This is a genomic window from Sphingomonas hankookensis, assembly GCF_028551275.1.
Lineage (GTDB): Bacteria > Pseudomonadota > Alphaproteobacteria > Sphingomonadales > Sphingomonadaceae > Sphingomonas > Sphingomonas hankookensis_A.
This window is the reverse complement of record NZ_CP117025.1, coordinates 530,295-543,219: the sequence shown is the minus strand read 5'-3', so window position 1 is coordinate 543,219 and position 12,925 is coordinate 530,295. Positions and strand designations below refer to the sequence as shown.

Genomic DNA, 12,925 nt, shown 5'->3' with positions numbered 1-12,925 from the left:
AGCCGGCCGGCGGCATCGCGGCGTTGACCCATGTCCGCCGCATCGCCGATAAGGACCATCATGAAGCGCGCGCTCGGCGGCATTGTCGCCGCCATCCTCCTGCTGACGCAGCCCGCCGCCGCCCAGTCGATGCTGCGCGATGCCGAGACGGAAGCGCTGCTGAACGACATGTCGCGCCCGATCGCGGTCGCCGCGGGCCTCGACCCGCGCAACTTCAACGTCGTGTTGCTACAGGACAAGTCGATCAACGCTTTCGTCGCGGGCGGACAGACGGTCTATATCCATAGCGGGCTGATCGACGCGGCGGACGATGCGAACGAGGTGCAAGGCGTCGTCGCGCACGAGATCGGCCATATCGTCGGCGGGCACGTGCCCCTGGCCGGGCGCGGCATGGCCCCGGCGACCGGCATCACCGTGCTCAGCCTGTTGCTGGGCGTGGCCGCGATGGCGGCGGGCGCGGGCGAAGCCGGGGCGGGCATCCTCGCCGCCGGACAACAGGCCGCGATGGGCAGCTATCTGGCGTTCAGTCGCACGCAGGAAAGCTCGGCCGATGCCGCCGGTGCCCGGTTCCTGCGGGGGGCCAATATCTCGGGTCAGGGGATGCTGGACTTCTTCAAGAAGCTCCAGAACATGGAATATCGCCTCGCGATCCCGCAGGACAATGGCTATCAGCGCACCCACCCGCTGACCGGCGAACGCATCGCCAACCTGACGCAGGACGTGCAGGCGTCGCCGTCGTTCAAGGCGCCGACCGATCAGGCGCTGGAGACACGGTTCAAGCGGGTGCAGGCCAAATTGCGCGGCTATGTCAGCGATCCGAAGGACACGCTGCGCCGCTATCCGGCCAGCGACCAGAGCGTGTACGCCCATTATGCGCGCGCCTATGCCTATCACAAGTCGGGCTACCCCGAGCAGGCGGCAGCGGAGACGCTGGCGCTGGTGAAGGCCGCGCCCGACGATCCCTATTTCCTCGAACTCGAGGGGCAGATCCTGCTCGAATCGGGCAAGCCGAAGGACGCGCTGGCGCCGCTGCGCGAGGCGACCGAGCGGACGCGGTCGTCGCCGCTGATCGCCGCGACCTTCGGCCACGCGCTGATCGCCGCCGAGGACCCTGCGCTGCTGGACGAGGCGGAACGGGTGCTGAAACAGGCGATCGCGCGCGACAACCAGAACCCGTTCGCGTGGTATCAGCTGAGTATCCTGTACGAACGGCGCGGCGATCCGGCGCGGGTCGCGCTGGCGATGGCGGAATATGCGTCGCTGGCAGGCGATTCGCGCATGGCGCTGGCCAGCGCGCGGCGGGCGATGGGGTTGCTGCCACAAGGGTCGCGGGACTGGATTCGGGCGCAGGATATTCAAATGACGTCGCAGACGGCGTTCGAGGAAGAACAGCGCCAGCGGCGCCGCCGGGGAGGATGATGGGTAGAATCGGAAATGCGTTGATGCTGGCGGCGGCGGCATTGGCGGGCGCGGGCGGAGCGATCGTAGCAGGCAAGTATTCCGGCGATCGTGCCGCGACCGAGACGGTGGTGCGCGACTATATCCTCGCCAATCCCGAAATCCTGCCCGAAGCCATGCGGCGGTTGCAGGCGAAGGAATCGGGCAAGGCGGTGGCGGCCAATCGCGACGCTATCGTCGAGCCCTTCCCCGGCGCGATCGCCGGCAATCCGAACGGCGATGTCAGCGTGGTCGCCTATCTCGACTATGCCTGCGGCTTCTGTCGCGCCAGCCTGCCGGCGATCACCGGCCTGATCGCGGGCGATCCGAACGTCCGCATCGTTTATCGCGAGCTGCCGATTCTGTCACCCGACAGCCGCAGCGCCGCAGAGTGGGCGCTCGCCGCCGCGCTCCAGAACAAGTTCAAGCCGTTCCACGACGCCCTCTATGCCAGCGGCCGGGTGGACGAGGCGTCGATCCAGCAGGCCGCTGCAACCGCGGGCCTCGACATTGCCGCCGCCCGCACCGCGATCCAGTCGCCGCAGGTCGTGGGCGAGATCGAGCGCAACCTGAAGACGGCAGGCACGCTGGGCTTTACCGGCACCCCGTCCTGGGTGGTCGGCGACCAGGTGCTGAGCGGTGCGCAGACGCTGCCCGCGCTGCAGACCGCGGTGGCCGATGCCCGCAAGGCGAAATCGACACCGGCGACCTGAGGCGACTTCCCCCGGTCATCGAAGCGTGGAACAAGCCGTTGCCATGGAAACCATTCTTTCGATCCGGGGCGTCGCCAAGACGTACAAGTCGGGCACCGTCGCGCTCCAGCCGACCGACCTCGACATTGCGAAGGGCGAGATTTTCGCGCTGCTGGGGCCGAACGGCGCGGGCAAGACGACGCTGATCAGCATCATCTGCGGCATCGTGACGGCGAGCGCGGGGACGATCACCGCCGCCGGGTTCGACACGGTCAGCGACTATCGCGAGACGCGGACCCGGATCGGGCTGGTGCCGCAGGAATTGCTGACCGATGCGTTCGAAAGCGTGATGGCGACGGTCACCTTTTCCAGGCGACTGTTCGGGCGGCATGGCGACCCGGCGTTCATCGAGAAGCTGCTGCGTGACCTGACCCTGTGGGACAAGCGCGATGCGAAGATGACCGAGCTGTCGGGCGGCATGAAACGACGGGTAATGATCGCCAAGGCGCTGAGCCACGAACCCGACATCCTGTTCCTCGACGAACCGACCGCCGGGGTCGATGTCGAACTGCGCCGCGACATGTGGCGGCTGGTCCACGACCTTCGCGAGCGCGGCGTCACCATCATCCTGACCACCCATTATATCGAGGAGGCCGAGGAAATGGCCGACCGGGTGGGGGTGATCGCCAAGGGCAAGCTGATCCTGGTCGACGAGAAGCAGGCGCTGATGCGCAAGCTGGGCAAGAAGACGCTGACGCTGACGCTGTCCGATCCGCTGCCGGCGGTGCCGGCGGCGCTGTCGCACTGGCCGCTGGAGCTGACCGACGAAGGCCATGCGCTGACCTTCGCCTTCGATGCCAATGCCGAGGATAATGGCGTGCGCGCGCTGCTGCGTGCCGCCGACGAGGCCGGCATCGCGTGGAAGGACATCGCGACCAAGCAATCGAGCCTCGAGGATATCTTCGTCGGGCTGGTCCATGAACAGGAGGGCCGGGCATGACGTTCAACTGGCATGGCGTGCTGGCGATCTATCGCTTTGAACTGGCGCGGTTCGGGCGGACGATCTGGACCTCGCTGATGACGCCGGTCATCACCACCTCGCTCTATTTCGTGGTGTTCGGCACCGCGATCGGCAGCCGGATGAACGAGGTGTCGGGCGTCCCCTATGGCGCGTTCATCGTGCCGGGGCTGATGATGCTGACGATGCTGACCGAGAGCATCTTCAATGCCAGTTTCGGCATCTTCATGCCGAAATGGTCGGGCACCATCTATGAATTGCTGTCGGCGCCCATCTCCACGCTGGAGACGCTGGTCGGCTATGTCGGCGCGGCGGCGACCAAGTCGACGATCGTCGCGCTGGTGATCTTTGCAACCGCGCATCTGTTCGTCGACGTCAGCGTCGCGCATCCGTTCTGGGCGCTATGCTATCTGCTGCTGGTGGCGATCACCTTCTGCCTGTTCGGCTTCATCCTCGGACTGTGGGCCAAGGGGTTCGAACAGTTGCAGGTCATCCCGTTGCTGGTGGTGACGCCGCTGACGTTCCTGGGCGGGGCATTCTATTCGATCGACATGCTGCCGGGCGTGTGGCGTACGATCAGCCTGTTCAACCCGATCGTCTATCTGATCAGCGGGTTCCGCTGGACATTCTTCGGGACGGGCGATGTTTCGGTGGCGGCCAGCCTGGGGGCGACCCTGGGCTTCCTGCTGATCTGCGTGACCGTCATCACCATGATCTTCCGCACCGGATGGCGGCTCAAGAAATAGGGACGGACACGATGGATCTAGGAATTGCCGGCCGCAAGGCGATCGTGTGCGCGTCGAGCGCCGGCCTCGGCCGGGCGTGCGCGCTGGAACTGGCGCGGGCCGGGGTCGATGTCGTCGTCAACGGGCGCGATACGGCGAAGCTGACCGAGACGGCGGCGGCGATCCGGGCGGAGACCGGGGTGACGGTAATCGAGGTCGTCGGCGACCTGTCGACCGAGGAGGGCCGCGCGGCGTTGCTCGCTGCCTGTCCGGACCCCGACATCCTCGTCAACAACAATGGCGGGCCGCCGCTCAAACCCTATACCGAGCTGGAAGCCGACGGCATCCGCGCCGGGATCGAAGCGAATTTCGTCACCCCTGCCCTGTTGATTCAGGCGGTATTGCCGGGGATGGTCGAGCGCGGGTTCGGGCGGGTGGTCAACATCACCTCCGGATCGGTCAAGATGCCGCTGCCGGGACTCGACCTGTCGAGCGGGGCGCGTGCCGGGCTGACGGGCTTCGTCGCGGGGATTGCGCGGCAGGTGGCGGGGTCGAACGTCACGATCAACGGGCTGCTGCCCGGATCGTTCGACACCGCGCGCATCGCGTCGATGACCGAGGCGGCGGCGAAGAAGAACGGCACGACCCCGGCCGAGGAAAAGGCGAAGCGGGCGGAGTCGATCCCGGCGAAGCGGATCGGCGATCCCGCCGAGTTCGGCGCGGCCTGTGCGTTCCTGTGTTCGGACAAGGCCGGATTCATCACCGGGCAGAGCCTGTTGATCGATGGCGGGGCGTTTCCGGGGATTCTCTGATTTTCACGCGAAGGCGCGAAGAGGGTTCTTAAGGTAGATTTCGCGCAGAGACGCGGAGGAGTTGCGCTCGCGGGGAAGTCTGCCGCGACAGCGGCGTTCAGTCATCGTTGCAGCGGAGACGATGGTCTCCCGCACGCAATCGGTCGCCACAGGCGCGACCTCTCCGCGCCTCCGCGTGATTCAAAAAATCCCGAGAAACTTCTTCCGCTGCTCCTTGCGCTCGCCCTTGTTCGAGCGGCCGTCTTCCGCCTTGGCCGTCGTCCCGCGACCGACATCGTCCCGCGCCTCGCCCTTGGTCGTGCGCTGCGCCCGGGCGGTGGCACCGGCGAGGACCGGGCCGCACGCCGCCCCCTTCGCATCGCCCGGATCGACAAAGGCCAGCACACCGGCGAGCGGGGTGACCACGGTGGCAAGGCCGAGTCCGGCGCCGGCGCGGCCCAGCAGTTCGGGGCTGAGGACCGAATAGCGCGGTGCCGCGAAATAGCCGCCGATGCCGACCGGCGACTGGCCGGCAAAGAGCGAGAATTTCTTCGAATCGGCCCGTACCGCAAGATCGATCGATTCGTTGCGGAAGCTGAAGCCGCCACGCCCGAGCATCACATTCTTCTGCGTATCGATCAGGATCGGGTCTGCCGCCGCCACCCCCTGTCGCACGGTGAAGCCGATCAGGCCGCAGTTGATCCGCACCGGTTCCTTCAATTTCCCCTCGAACATCTTCTGCGCGAAGGTGCCGAGGTCGAGTTCGGACAGCTGGACATTGCGGGTCCAGAAGCTGCCGGCGGGCAGGATGATCGCGATGCGGCCGTTGGAGGCGGCAAGCGAGTCGTGGACGGTGTCGCCGGTGCCGGTCAGCTGGACGCGCGCCTTGACCGTGCCGGTGGTGCCGGCTTCTTCGACGCCCCAGCCGGCGAGCAGCCGTCCCATCGGCGTCGGCGACAGGCGGATGTCGTAATCGGTGACCGCCGGACGGCGGCGGGCGTCGATCACGATGTCCGACGCGACATTGCCGCGCGCCATGGCGAAGGTCAGCGGCGAGAGTTTGAGCAGCCGGTCGTTCAGGTCGAGGGTCAGGTCGACATTCGACACCGGCAGGCTGCGCGCGCGGACATTGCCGACCTTGTAGCGGACCTTTGCATCGAAATTCCTGAGCGCCTCGACGTTCAGCCGGGCATCGGGGAGCAGGCGGGGGGCGCCGCCTTCGCGGACGATCGCACCGGCGGCGCCCTGCGCTTCGATACGCTCAAGGTCGTAGCCGACGAATGCCGACATATCGACGATATCCAGCCTGCGCGAGGTCAGGTCGGCGGTGAGCAGCAGGCGCGGTTCGCGCTGGGTAACGGTCAGGCTGCCGGCGAGGTCGCTGTCGCCGAACACGCCCTTCAACCGGGTGAATTTCCAGTCCGGCCCGTCCTTGGTCATGCGTCCGGTCAGGCGATAGGTGCGGGTGTCGGGGGTGACGATGCCGAGCACCGCGAAGACGTCGGCCAAATTTGCCCCCCGCAGGCGGACGGCGAGGTTCGATCCGTCGAGCTGGGTCGGGCCGGGCAGCGTGCCGGCGACGATCGCGACCGAACGGGCGACCTCGATCCGGGCGGTCAGCTGATTCTGCCCCCCGCGGATCGTCGCATTGGGCGATTGGAGTTGCCCGGTCAGGCGGAACGGACGGCCGCGCACCGTGCCGCGCCCGGTCGCCCGGATCGCGCTGGCGAACTGGGTGCCTTCGCTGATCGTCGTGTCGAGGTCGAACGTCCCGTCGAGCAGAAATTGCGGGTCGCGGTAACGAATCTGCGTATCGCGGAAGATCCCGCTGCGCACGACCGGCAGGTCGAGCTTCTTGCCGGGCTTGTTCGGATCGCCGAACGTCCAGGTGTTACGCTTGCGTGCCGCGTCCCAGTGCAGGTCGGCCCGCGCGCCGTCGAGTTCGAGCCAGTTGACGCGGCGGCGTCCGAACAGGAAGGTCAGCGTGGCGGTCGAGCTGTCGAGCTTCTTCGCCTCGAACAGATTGCCGCCCCCGGCCCAGGCGGGGTTCGATACCGACAGTCCCTCGGCGAGGAATTTGAGGTCGATGGGGTTGAAGTAGAACTGGAAGTCGCCCGCGACGCGCACCGTGCGGCCGCTCTGCGACGAGGCGATTCGTTCGAACGTGCCCTTCAGGAACCGGCCCTTGGTGACGAACAGGATCAGCCAGGCCAGGACAATCGCCGCGACGATGCCGATCAGCGTCCGAATCGCGATCCGCCGCCAGTCGCGGCGGCGGGGGGCGTCGGGAGCGCCTTCAGTCGGGGAAAGCTCGGCCATCGCGGCAACAGCGTTCGGGGGCGAAACGAGTTCCGGCGGTTGCGTTTTGGTGACAGGCGGGTTAGGGGCGCGCTCTTTCCACGACCTTTTAGGGATTCGCCCGGCCATCTGGGGCTGCCGCGGCAATCCGCACGTCGTGATTTTTGAGGAGACCAAAATGCCCAAGCTCAAGACCAAGAGCGGCGTGAAGAAGCGCTTCAAGTTCACCGCCACCGGCAAGGTGAAGCACGGCGTCGCCGGCAAGCGTCACCGCCTGATCTCGCACAATGCGAAGTATATCCGTCAGAACCGCGGGACCTCGGTCCTGGCCGACGCCGATGTGGCTCGCATCAAGGCGTGGGCGCCTTACGGCCTTCGTTAAGGAGTACTGAAGCATGGCACGTATCAAGCGCGGCACGACCACCAAGGCGAAGCACAAGCGCATTTTGGATCAGGCGAAGGGCTATTATGGCCGTCGCAAGAACACGATCCGCATCGCTCGCCAGGCCGTCGAAAAGGCCGGTCAGTACGCTTATCGCGACCGCAAGGTGAAGAAGCGGACCTTCCGTGGTCTGTGGATCCAGCGCATCAACGCCGGTGTCCGCGCGGAGGGCATCACCTATTCGCAGTTCATGCACGGCTGCAAGCTGGCCGGCATCGAACTCGACCGGAAGGTCCTGGCCGATATCGCGATGCACGAAGAGGCCGCCTTCAAGGCGATCGTCGCGCAGGCGAAGGCCGCCCTGCCGGAACAGGCCGCCGCGTAAGCGCACGGTTCCTGTTTGCGGGATGAAAGACGCCGGTGGGGTGACCTGCCGGCGTTTTTCTTTTGGGGCTTCGTCATTCCCGCGCAGGCGGGAATCCATAGACGCTGGCGTCTCGGCTCTATTAGCATCGTCAGCGTGTATGGGTTCCCGCCTGCGCGGGAACGACGAATAGGGGCGGGCGAATGCGCATCTTCGAACCTTGCGTGTACATCGTCGCCAGCCGTCGCAACGGCACCATCTACACCGGCGTCACCAGCAACCTGATCCAGCGCCTGCACCAGCATCGCAGCGGCAGCTTCCCCGGCTTCACCGCCGACCATGACTGCCACCGCCTCGTCTGGTTCGAACGGCATGAGACCATGGACGCCGCGATCCAGCGTGAGAAGCGGATCAAGAAGTGGAACCGCGACTGGAAGCAGAATCTGGTCGAGCGGGACAACCCCCACTGGTCCGACCTGTCCTCGGGGCTAGGCTTCTTTCCCGTTCCGCAATAAAGCCGGTCGCCTATCCCGACCACCGGAGCGACCGTGACCCCCGATCTCGACCAATTGCGTGCCGACCTGCTCGCCGCCATCGATGCCTCTGCCGGCGTCGACGCGCTGGAGGCGGTGCGTGTTCATGCACTGGGCAAGCAGGGGGCGATCACCGGCCTGCTCAAGACGCTGGGCGGCCTGTCGCCCGAAGAACGCCAGACGGTCGCGCCCGGCATCCACGCGCTGCGCGAGGCGGTGACCGGGGCGATCGGTGCGCGCAAGGCGGACCTCGAAGCAAAGGCGCTGGCGGCCAAGCTGGCGAGCGAGCGGGTCGACCTGACGCTGCCGGTCGACCGGATCGCGCCGGGTGGGGTGCATCCGGTTGCCCAAGTGATGGACGAACTGGCGGAGATCTTCGCCGATCTGGGCTTTGCCGTCGCGACGGGGCCGGAGATCGAGGACGACTGGCATAACTTCACCGCGCTCAATATTCCGGAGACACACCCGGCGCGCGCGATGCACGATACGTTCTACGCGCAGCGCCGAAGCCCGCAGGGCGAGACCAGCGAAAGCGCGGCCGGCGGTGCATCTGCACCGTCCGACGACGGTGGCTCCGCCACCGGCGCGATCCCATCGGCCCGCGCCGGGCAAAGCCCGTCGCCGTCGGACGGTGCAGATGCACCGCCGGCCGGTCCGGAGCAGGACCGAACCGTGGAACGGTTCGTGCTCCGGACCCATACATCGCCGGTCCAGATCCGCACGATGATGACCCAGCAACCTCCGATCCGCATCATCGCACCGGGCCGGGTCTATCGCAGCGACAGCGACGCGACCCACACGCCAATGTTCCACCAGATCGAGGGCTTGGTCATCGATCGCGGCATCCATATGGGGCATCTCAAATGGACGCTGGAGACGTTCCTGAAGGCCTATTTCGAGCGCGACGATATCGTGCTGCGGCTGCGCCCGAGCTATTTTCCGTTCACCGAACCGTCGGCAGAGGTCGATATCGGCTATACGCTGGAAAAGGGTCGGCGCGTCGTCGGCGGTGATCCGACCAAGGGCAATGGCGGCTGGATGGAGGTGCTGGGCAGCGGCATGGTCCATCCCAAGGTCATCGCCGCGTGCGGGCTCGACCCCGATGAGTGGCAGGGATTTGCGTTCGGCACCGGCGTCGACCGGCTGGCGATGCTGAAATACGGCATGGACGATCTGCGCCCGTTCTTCGACGGCGATCTGCGCTGGTTGAAACATTATGGCTTTGCGGCGCTGGACGTTCCCACGCTGTCGGGGGGAGTAGGCGCATGAAGTTCACCCTGAGCTGGCTGCACGAGCATCTCGACACCGATGCGTCGCTCGACACGATCCTGGGCGCGCTGAACGCGATCGGGCTGGAGGTCGAGGGCGTCGAGAATCCGGGCGAGAAGCTGGCCGCGTTCCGCGTCGCCCGCGTGCTGACCGCCGAACCGCATCCGCAGGCGGACAAGCTGCAGGTACTGTCGGTCGACGCCGGCGACGGCCCGTTGCAGGTGGTGTGCGGCGCGCCCAATGCCCGTGCGGGGCTGGTCGGCGTGTTCGGGATGCCCGGCGCGACGGTGCCGGCCAATGGCATGGTGCTGAAGGTCGCGGCGATCCGCGGCGTCGAATCCAACGGCATGATGTGTTCGACCCGCGAACTGGAGCTGGGCGAGGATCATGACGGGATCATCGAACTGCCCGCCGATGCACCGGCCGGCACCCCCTTCCCCGCCTACGCCGGGCTGGACGATCCGGTGATCGACATCAGCGTCACGCCGAACCGGCAGGACTGTATGGGCGTGCGCGGGATTGCGCGCGACCTGGCGGCGGCGGGTTATGGGACGCTGAAACCGCTGGCGGTGCCGGTGGTCGCGGGCGAAGGCGATGGCCCCGACGTGCGGGTCGAGGACGCGGCGGGCTGCCCGGCCTTCTATGCGCAGGCGGTGCGCGGGCTGACCAATGGCGAGTCGCCGGAGTGGATGCGCCGGCGGCTGAACGCGATCGGGCAGAAGCCGATTTCGACACTGGTCGACATCACCAATTACGTGATGTTCGATCTGGGGCGGCCGCTGCACGTCTATGACATGGCGAAGCTCGACGGTGGGCTGGTCGCGCGGCAGGCTCGCCCGAGCGAAAGCGTCGTCGCGCTGAACGGCAAGTCCTATACGCTGGACGGCGGCGAGACGGTGATCGCCGACGACGCGGCGGTGCACGACATTGGCGGGATCATGGGCGGCGAGCATTCGGGCGTGTCGGAGACGACGACCGACGTGCTGATCGAATGCGCCTATTTCACGCCCGAGGCGATCGCGCGGACGGGGCAGAAGCTGGCGCTGACCAGCGATGCGCGCACCCGGTTCGAACGTGGGGTCGATCCGGCGTTTCTGGATCAGGGCCTGGCCATTGCGACCGATTATGTCCTGCGGCTGTGCGGCGGGACCGCGAGCCGCGTGACCACGGCCGGCAGCCCGCCGACCGAGCCGCGGGTCATCACGCATCAGCCTGGCCGCGTCGCGACGCTGGGCGGGCTGGACGTGGCCGAGGACCGGCAGCGCGACATTCTCGAACGGCTGGGCTTCGTGGTTGGCGATGGCTGGCAGGTGACGGTCCCGTCGTGGCGGCGCGATGTCGAGGGCGTGGCCGATCTGGTCGAGGAAGTGATCCGCATCGAGGGGCTGGACAAGGTGCCGTCCACCCCGCTCGACCGTCCTGCCGGAGTGGCGACGCCGACGGCGACGCCCGAACAGAAGCTGGAGCGGCGGATGCGCCGCGCGGCGGCGGCGCGCGGTCTGGCCGAAGCGATCACGTGGAGCTTCATCGCCGACGACGAAGCCGCCCCGTTCGGCGGCGGCGCGTGGGAGGTGGTGAACCCGATCGCCAGCGACATGCGCGTGATGCGCCCGTCGCTGCTGCCCGGTCTGCTGAGTGCGGCTGCGCGCAATGCGAAGCGGGGCCAGTCGAGCGTGCGGCTGTTCGAGATCGGCCGGCGCTATCTGGCCGAGGGTGAGCGCGCGACATTGGGCATCGTGCTGTCGGGCGAGCGCGCGGTGCGCAACTGGCGGACCGGCAAGGCGCAGGGCTTCGACGCGTTCGATGCCAAGGCGGAGGTGCTGGCGCTGCTGGAGGCGGCGGGCGCGCCGGTCGGCAATCTTCAGGTGATGGACGGTGCCGGCGACGTGTTCCATCCGGGCCAGTCGGCGACGCTCAGGCTGGGGCCGAAGACGGTGCTGGCGAGCTTCGGCGTGCTGCACCCGACCACCGCCAAGGCATTCGACCTGGGCAGCGGCGTGGTGGCGGCGGAGATCTATCTCGACGCGCTGCCGGCCAAGCGGGGCAGCGGCTTCATGCGCGCGGCCTATGCGCCGCCGGCGTTGCAGGCGGTGACGCGCGATTTCGCATTCCTGGTCGCCGAGGACGTGACCGGCGACCAGCTGGTGCGCGCGGTGCGCGGCGCGGACAAGGCGGCGATCGTCGATGCGCGGCTGTTCGACGTCTTTGCCGGACAGGGCGTCGAGCCGGGCCACAAGAGCCTCGCCATTGAGGTCACGTTGCAGCCGGGCGCCAAGAGCTTCACCGATGTCGAACTGAAGGCGATTTCGGACAAGATCGTGGCGGCGGCGAAGAAGATCGGCGGGAGTTTGCGCGCATGACGGTGACGCTGGGCAACGGCACGCTGACGGTCGCGGTCGAGGCATTGGGCGCGGAATTGCAGTCGATCCGGGACGCGCAGGGTCGCGAGCTGATGACGAATGCCGATCCGGCGTTCTGGACCGGCCATGCGCCGATCCTGTTCCCGATCATCGGCGCGGTGCAGGACGATCGCTATCATGTGGGTGGCGCGGTCTACCACCTCGCCAAGCACGGCTTTGCGCGGCGGCGGATGTTCGCGAAGGTTGCGCATTCCGATACTTTCGTGCGGTTCGAGCTGGTCGACGATGCGGAGACGCGGAAGCTCTATCCGTTCGCGTTCATGCTCCACGTGGAACATCGGCTGGAGGGGGCAACCCTCCATAGCGAGGTGACGGTGACCAATACCGGCGACCGCGACCTGCCGGCGAGCATCGGGTTTCATCCGGCCTTTGCGTGGCCGCTGCCCTATGGACGCGATCGGGCGGCGCACCGGATGGTGTTTTCGGACGCGGAAGTTGGCACGGTCGCCGCGATTGCGGCCAACGGCACGATCGCGCCGGAGCGTCGGCCCGATCCGGCGGTCGATCGGGTGCTGACGCTGACCGACGATCTGTTTGCGGACGATGCGCTGGTTTATGACCCGGTTGCAAGTAGTTGGGTGCGGTACGGGGCGCCGGACGGGCCGCAGTTGCGGGTCGATTTTCCGGGGATGCCGAAGCTGGGGATCTGGACGAAGCCGGGTGCGAGCTTCGTTTGTATCGAGCCGTGGGACGGGATTGCCGATCCGGAAGGATTTGCCGGTGACATCTTCGACAAGCCGGGGATTCGCCGCGTCGCGCCGGGGCAGTCGCATCGGGCGGCTATGTCGGTGACGTTGGAAGGTTGATTTTCACGCGAAGGCGCGGAGACGCGGAGGAGTAAGGTTGATTGCGCGCGGAGGCGCAGAGGACGCTGAGGGGGTGCGTTCGCTGCGAGCGGGTGCGTTCGGGAGACCGCTGCATTCGCGGCAACGAGCGAAAGAGCCGCTGGCGCGGCGGAGCCTCGCCGCCCACGCAACTCCTCTGCGTCCTCTGCGC

The 12,925-nt window shown here is 67.1% G+C and carries 12 protein-coding genes; 11 read left to right on the top strand and 1 reads right to left on the bottom strand.

The genetic code is table 11. The features are described from left to right. Nucleotides 1–60 precede the first annotated feature (60 nt). The 5 genes from PPZ50_RS02720 to PPZ50_RS02700 are packed head-to-tail and all read left to right on the top strand — an operon-like array spanning nt 61 to nt 4,684. Nucleotides 61–1,419 (top strand): M48 family metalloprotease, encoded by a 1,359-nt coding sequence (locus tag PPZ50_RS02720; RefSeq protein WP_066692689.1) that lies wholly within the window; start codon nt 61–63, stop codon nt 1,417–1,419. Further along, a complete protein-coding gene (locus PPZ50_RS02715; protein WP_084401739.1) occupies nt 1,419–2,150 on the top strand; it encodes a DsbA family protein in 732 nt (243 codons plus the stop codon). The genes PPZ50_RS02720 and PPZ50_RS02715 overlap by 1 nt, the downstream gene beginning before the upstream one ends. Nucleotides 2,151–2,193: 43 nt before the next feature. Next, on the top strand, nt 2,194–3,129 hold the full coding sequence (locus PPZ50_RS02710) for an ABC transporter ATP-binding protein (protein ID WP_066692685.1): 936 nt from the start codon (nt 2,194–2,196) through the stop codon (nt 3,127–3,129). Continuing rightward, complete coding sequence (locus tag PPZ50_RS02705) at nt 3,126–3,893, top strand: ABC transporter permease (protein WP_066692683.1); 768 nt, start codon at nt 3,126–3,128, stop codon at nt 3,891–3,893. Before PPZ50_RS02710 ends, PPZ50_RS02705 begins: the two co-directional genes overlap by 4 nt. Before the next feature lie 11 nt (nt 3,894–3,904). Beyond that, nucleotides 3,905–4,684, top strand: coding sequence for an SDR family oxidoreductase (locus PPZ50_RS02700; RefSeq protein WP_066692681.1), 780 nt, complete (start codon nt 3,905–3,907; stop codon nt 4,682–4,684). A gap of 180 nt (nt 4,685–4,864) precedes the next feature. Here the strand turns inward: PPZ50_RS02700 and PPZ50_RS02695 are convergent, their stop codons facing one another. Further along, entirely contained in the window at nt 4,865–6,982 is a 2,118-nt protein-coding gene (locus tag PPZ50_RS02695; protein WP_126014471.1) for an AsmA family protein, read from the bottom strand. A 157-nt stretch (nt 6,983–7,139) separates the two neighbouring features. On the opposite strand from PPZ50_RS02695, the gene rpmI reads away from it, so the two are divergent. From rpmI to PPZ50_RS02665, 6 genes are all read left to right on the top strand, one after another. Continuing rightward, on the top strand, nt 7,140–7,343 hold the full coding sequence (gene rpmI, locus PPZ50_RS02690; protein WP_066692676.1) for a 50S ribosomal protein L35: 204 nt from the start codon (nt 7,140–7,142) through the stop codon (nt 7,341–7,343). A 13-nt stretch (nt 7,344–7,356) separates the two neighbouring features. Then, a complete protein-coding gene (gene rplT, locus PPZ50_RS02685; RefSeq protein ID WP_055757215.1) occupies nt 7,357–7,728 on the top strand; it encodes a 50S ribosomal protein L20 in 372 nt (123 codons plus the stop codon). 182 nt (nt 7,729–7,910) lie between these two features. After that, nucleotides 7,911–8,222 (top strand): GIY-YIG nuclease family protein, encoded by a 312-nt coding sequence (locus PPZ50_RS02680; RefSeq protein ID WP_066692673.1) that lies wholly within the window; start codon nt 7,911–7,913, stop codon nt 8,220–8,222. Between the two features lie 33 nt (nt 8,223–8,255). Then, complete coding sequence (gene pheS / locus PPZ50_RS02675) at nt 8,256–9,509, top strand: phenylalanine--tRNA ligase subunit alpha (RefSeq protein WP_066692670.1); 1,254 nt, start codon at nt 8,256–8,258, stop codon at nt 9,507–9,509. Continuing rightward, a complete protein-coding gene (gene pheT, locus PPZ50_RS02670; RefSeq protein WP_066692669.1) occupies nt 9,506–11,869 on the top strand; it encodes a phenylalanine--tRNA ligase subunit beta in 2,364 nt (787 codons plus the stop codon). The genes pheS and pheT overlap by 4 nt, the downstream gene beginning before the upstream one ends. Then, complete coding sequence (locus PPZ50_RS02665; protein ID WP_066692666.1) at nt 11,866–12,735, top strand: aldose 1-epimerase family protein; 870 nt, start codon at nt 11,866–11,868, stop codon at nt 12,733–12,735. Before pheT ends, PPZ50_RS02665 begins: the two co-directional genes overlap by 4 nt. Nucleotides 12,736–12,925 lie beyond the last annotated feature (190 nt).

Coding starts and splice junctions, on each gene's coding strand:
- PPZ50_RS02720 (WP_066692689.1), top strand. CDS start 61: ATGAAGCGCGCGCTCGGCGGCATTGTCGCCGCCATCCTCCTGCTGACG.
- PPZ50_RS02715 (WP_084401739.1), top strand. CDS start 1,419: ATGGGTAGAATCGGAAATGCGTTGATGCTGGCGGCGGCGGCATTGGCG.
- PPZ50_RS02710 (WP_066692685.1), top strand. CDS start 2,194: ATGGAAACCATTCTTTCGATCCGGGGCGTCGCCAAGACGTACAAGTCG.
- PPZ50_RS02705 (WP_066692683.1), top strand. CDS start 3,126: ATGACGTTCAACTGGCATGGCGTGCTGGCGATCTATCGCTTTGAACTG.
- PPZ50_RS02700 (WP_066692681.1), top strand. CDS start 3,905: ATGGATCTAGGAATTGCCGGCCGCAAGGCGATCGTGTGCGCGTCGAGC.
- PPZ50_RS02695 (WP_126014471.1), bottom strand. CDS start 6,982: ATGGCCGAGCTTTCCCCGACTGAAGGCGCTCCCGACGCCCCCCGCCGC.
- rpmI (WP_066692676.1), top strand. CDS start 7,140: ATGCCCAAGCTCAAGACCAAGAGCGGCGTGAAGAAGCGCTTCAAGTTC.
- rplT (WP_055757215.1), top strand. CDS start 7,357: ATGGCACGTATCAAGCGCGGCACGACCACCAAGGCGAAGCACAAGCGC.
- PPZ50_RS02680 (WP_066692673.1), top strand. CDS start 7,911: ATGCGCATCTTCGAACCTTGCGTGTACATCGTCGCCAGCCGTCGCAAC.
- pheT (WP_066692669.1), top strand. CDS start 9,506: ATGAAGTTCACCCTGAGCTGGCTGCACGAGCATCTCGACACCGATGCG.
- PPZ50_RS02665 (WP_066692666.1), top strand. CDS start 11,866: ATGACGGTGACGCTGGGCAACGGCACGCTGACGGTCGCGGTCGAGGCA.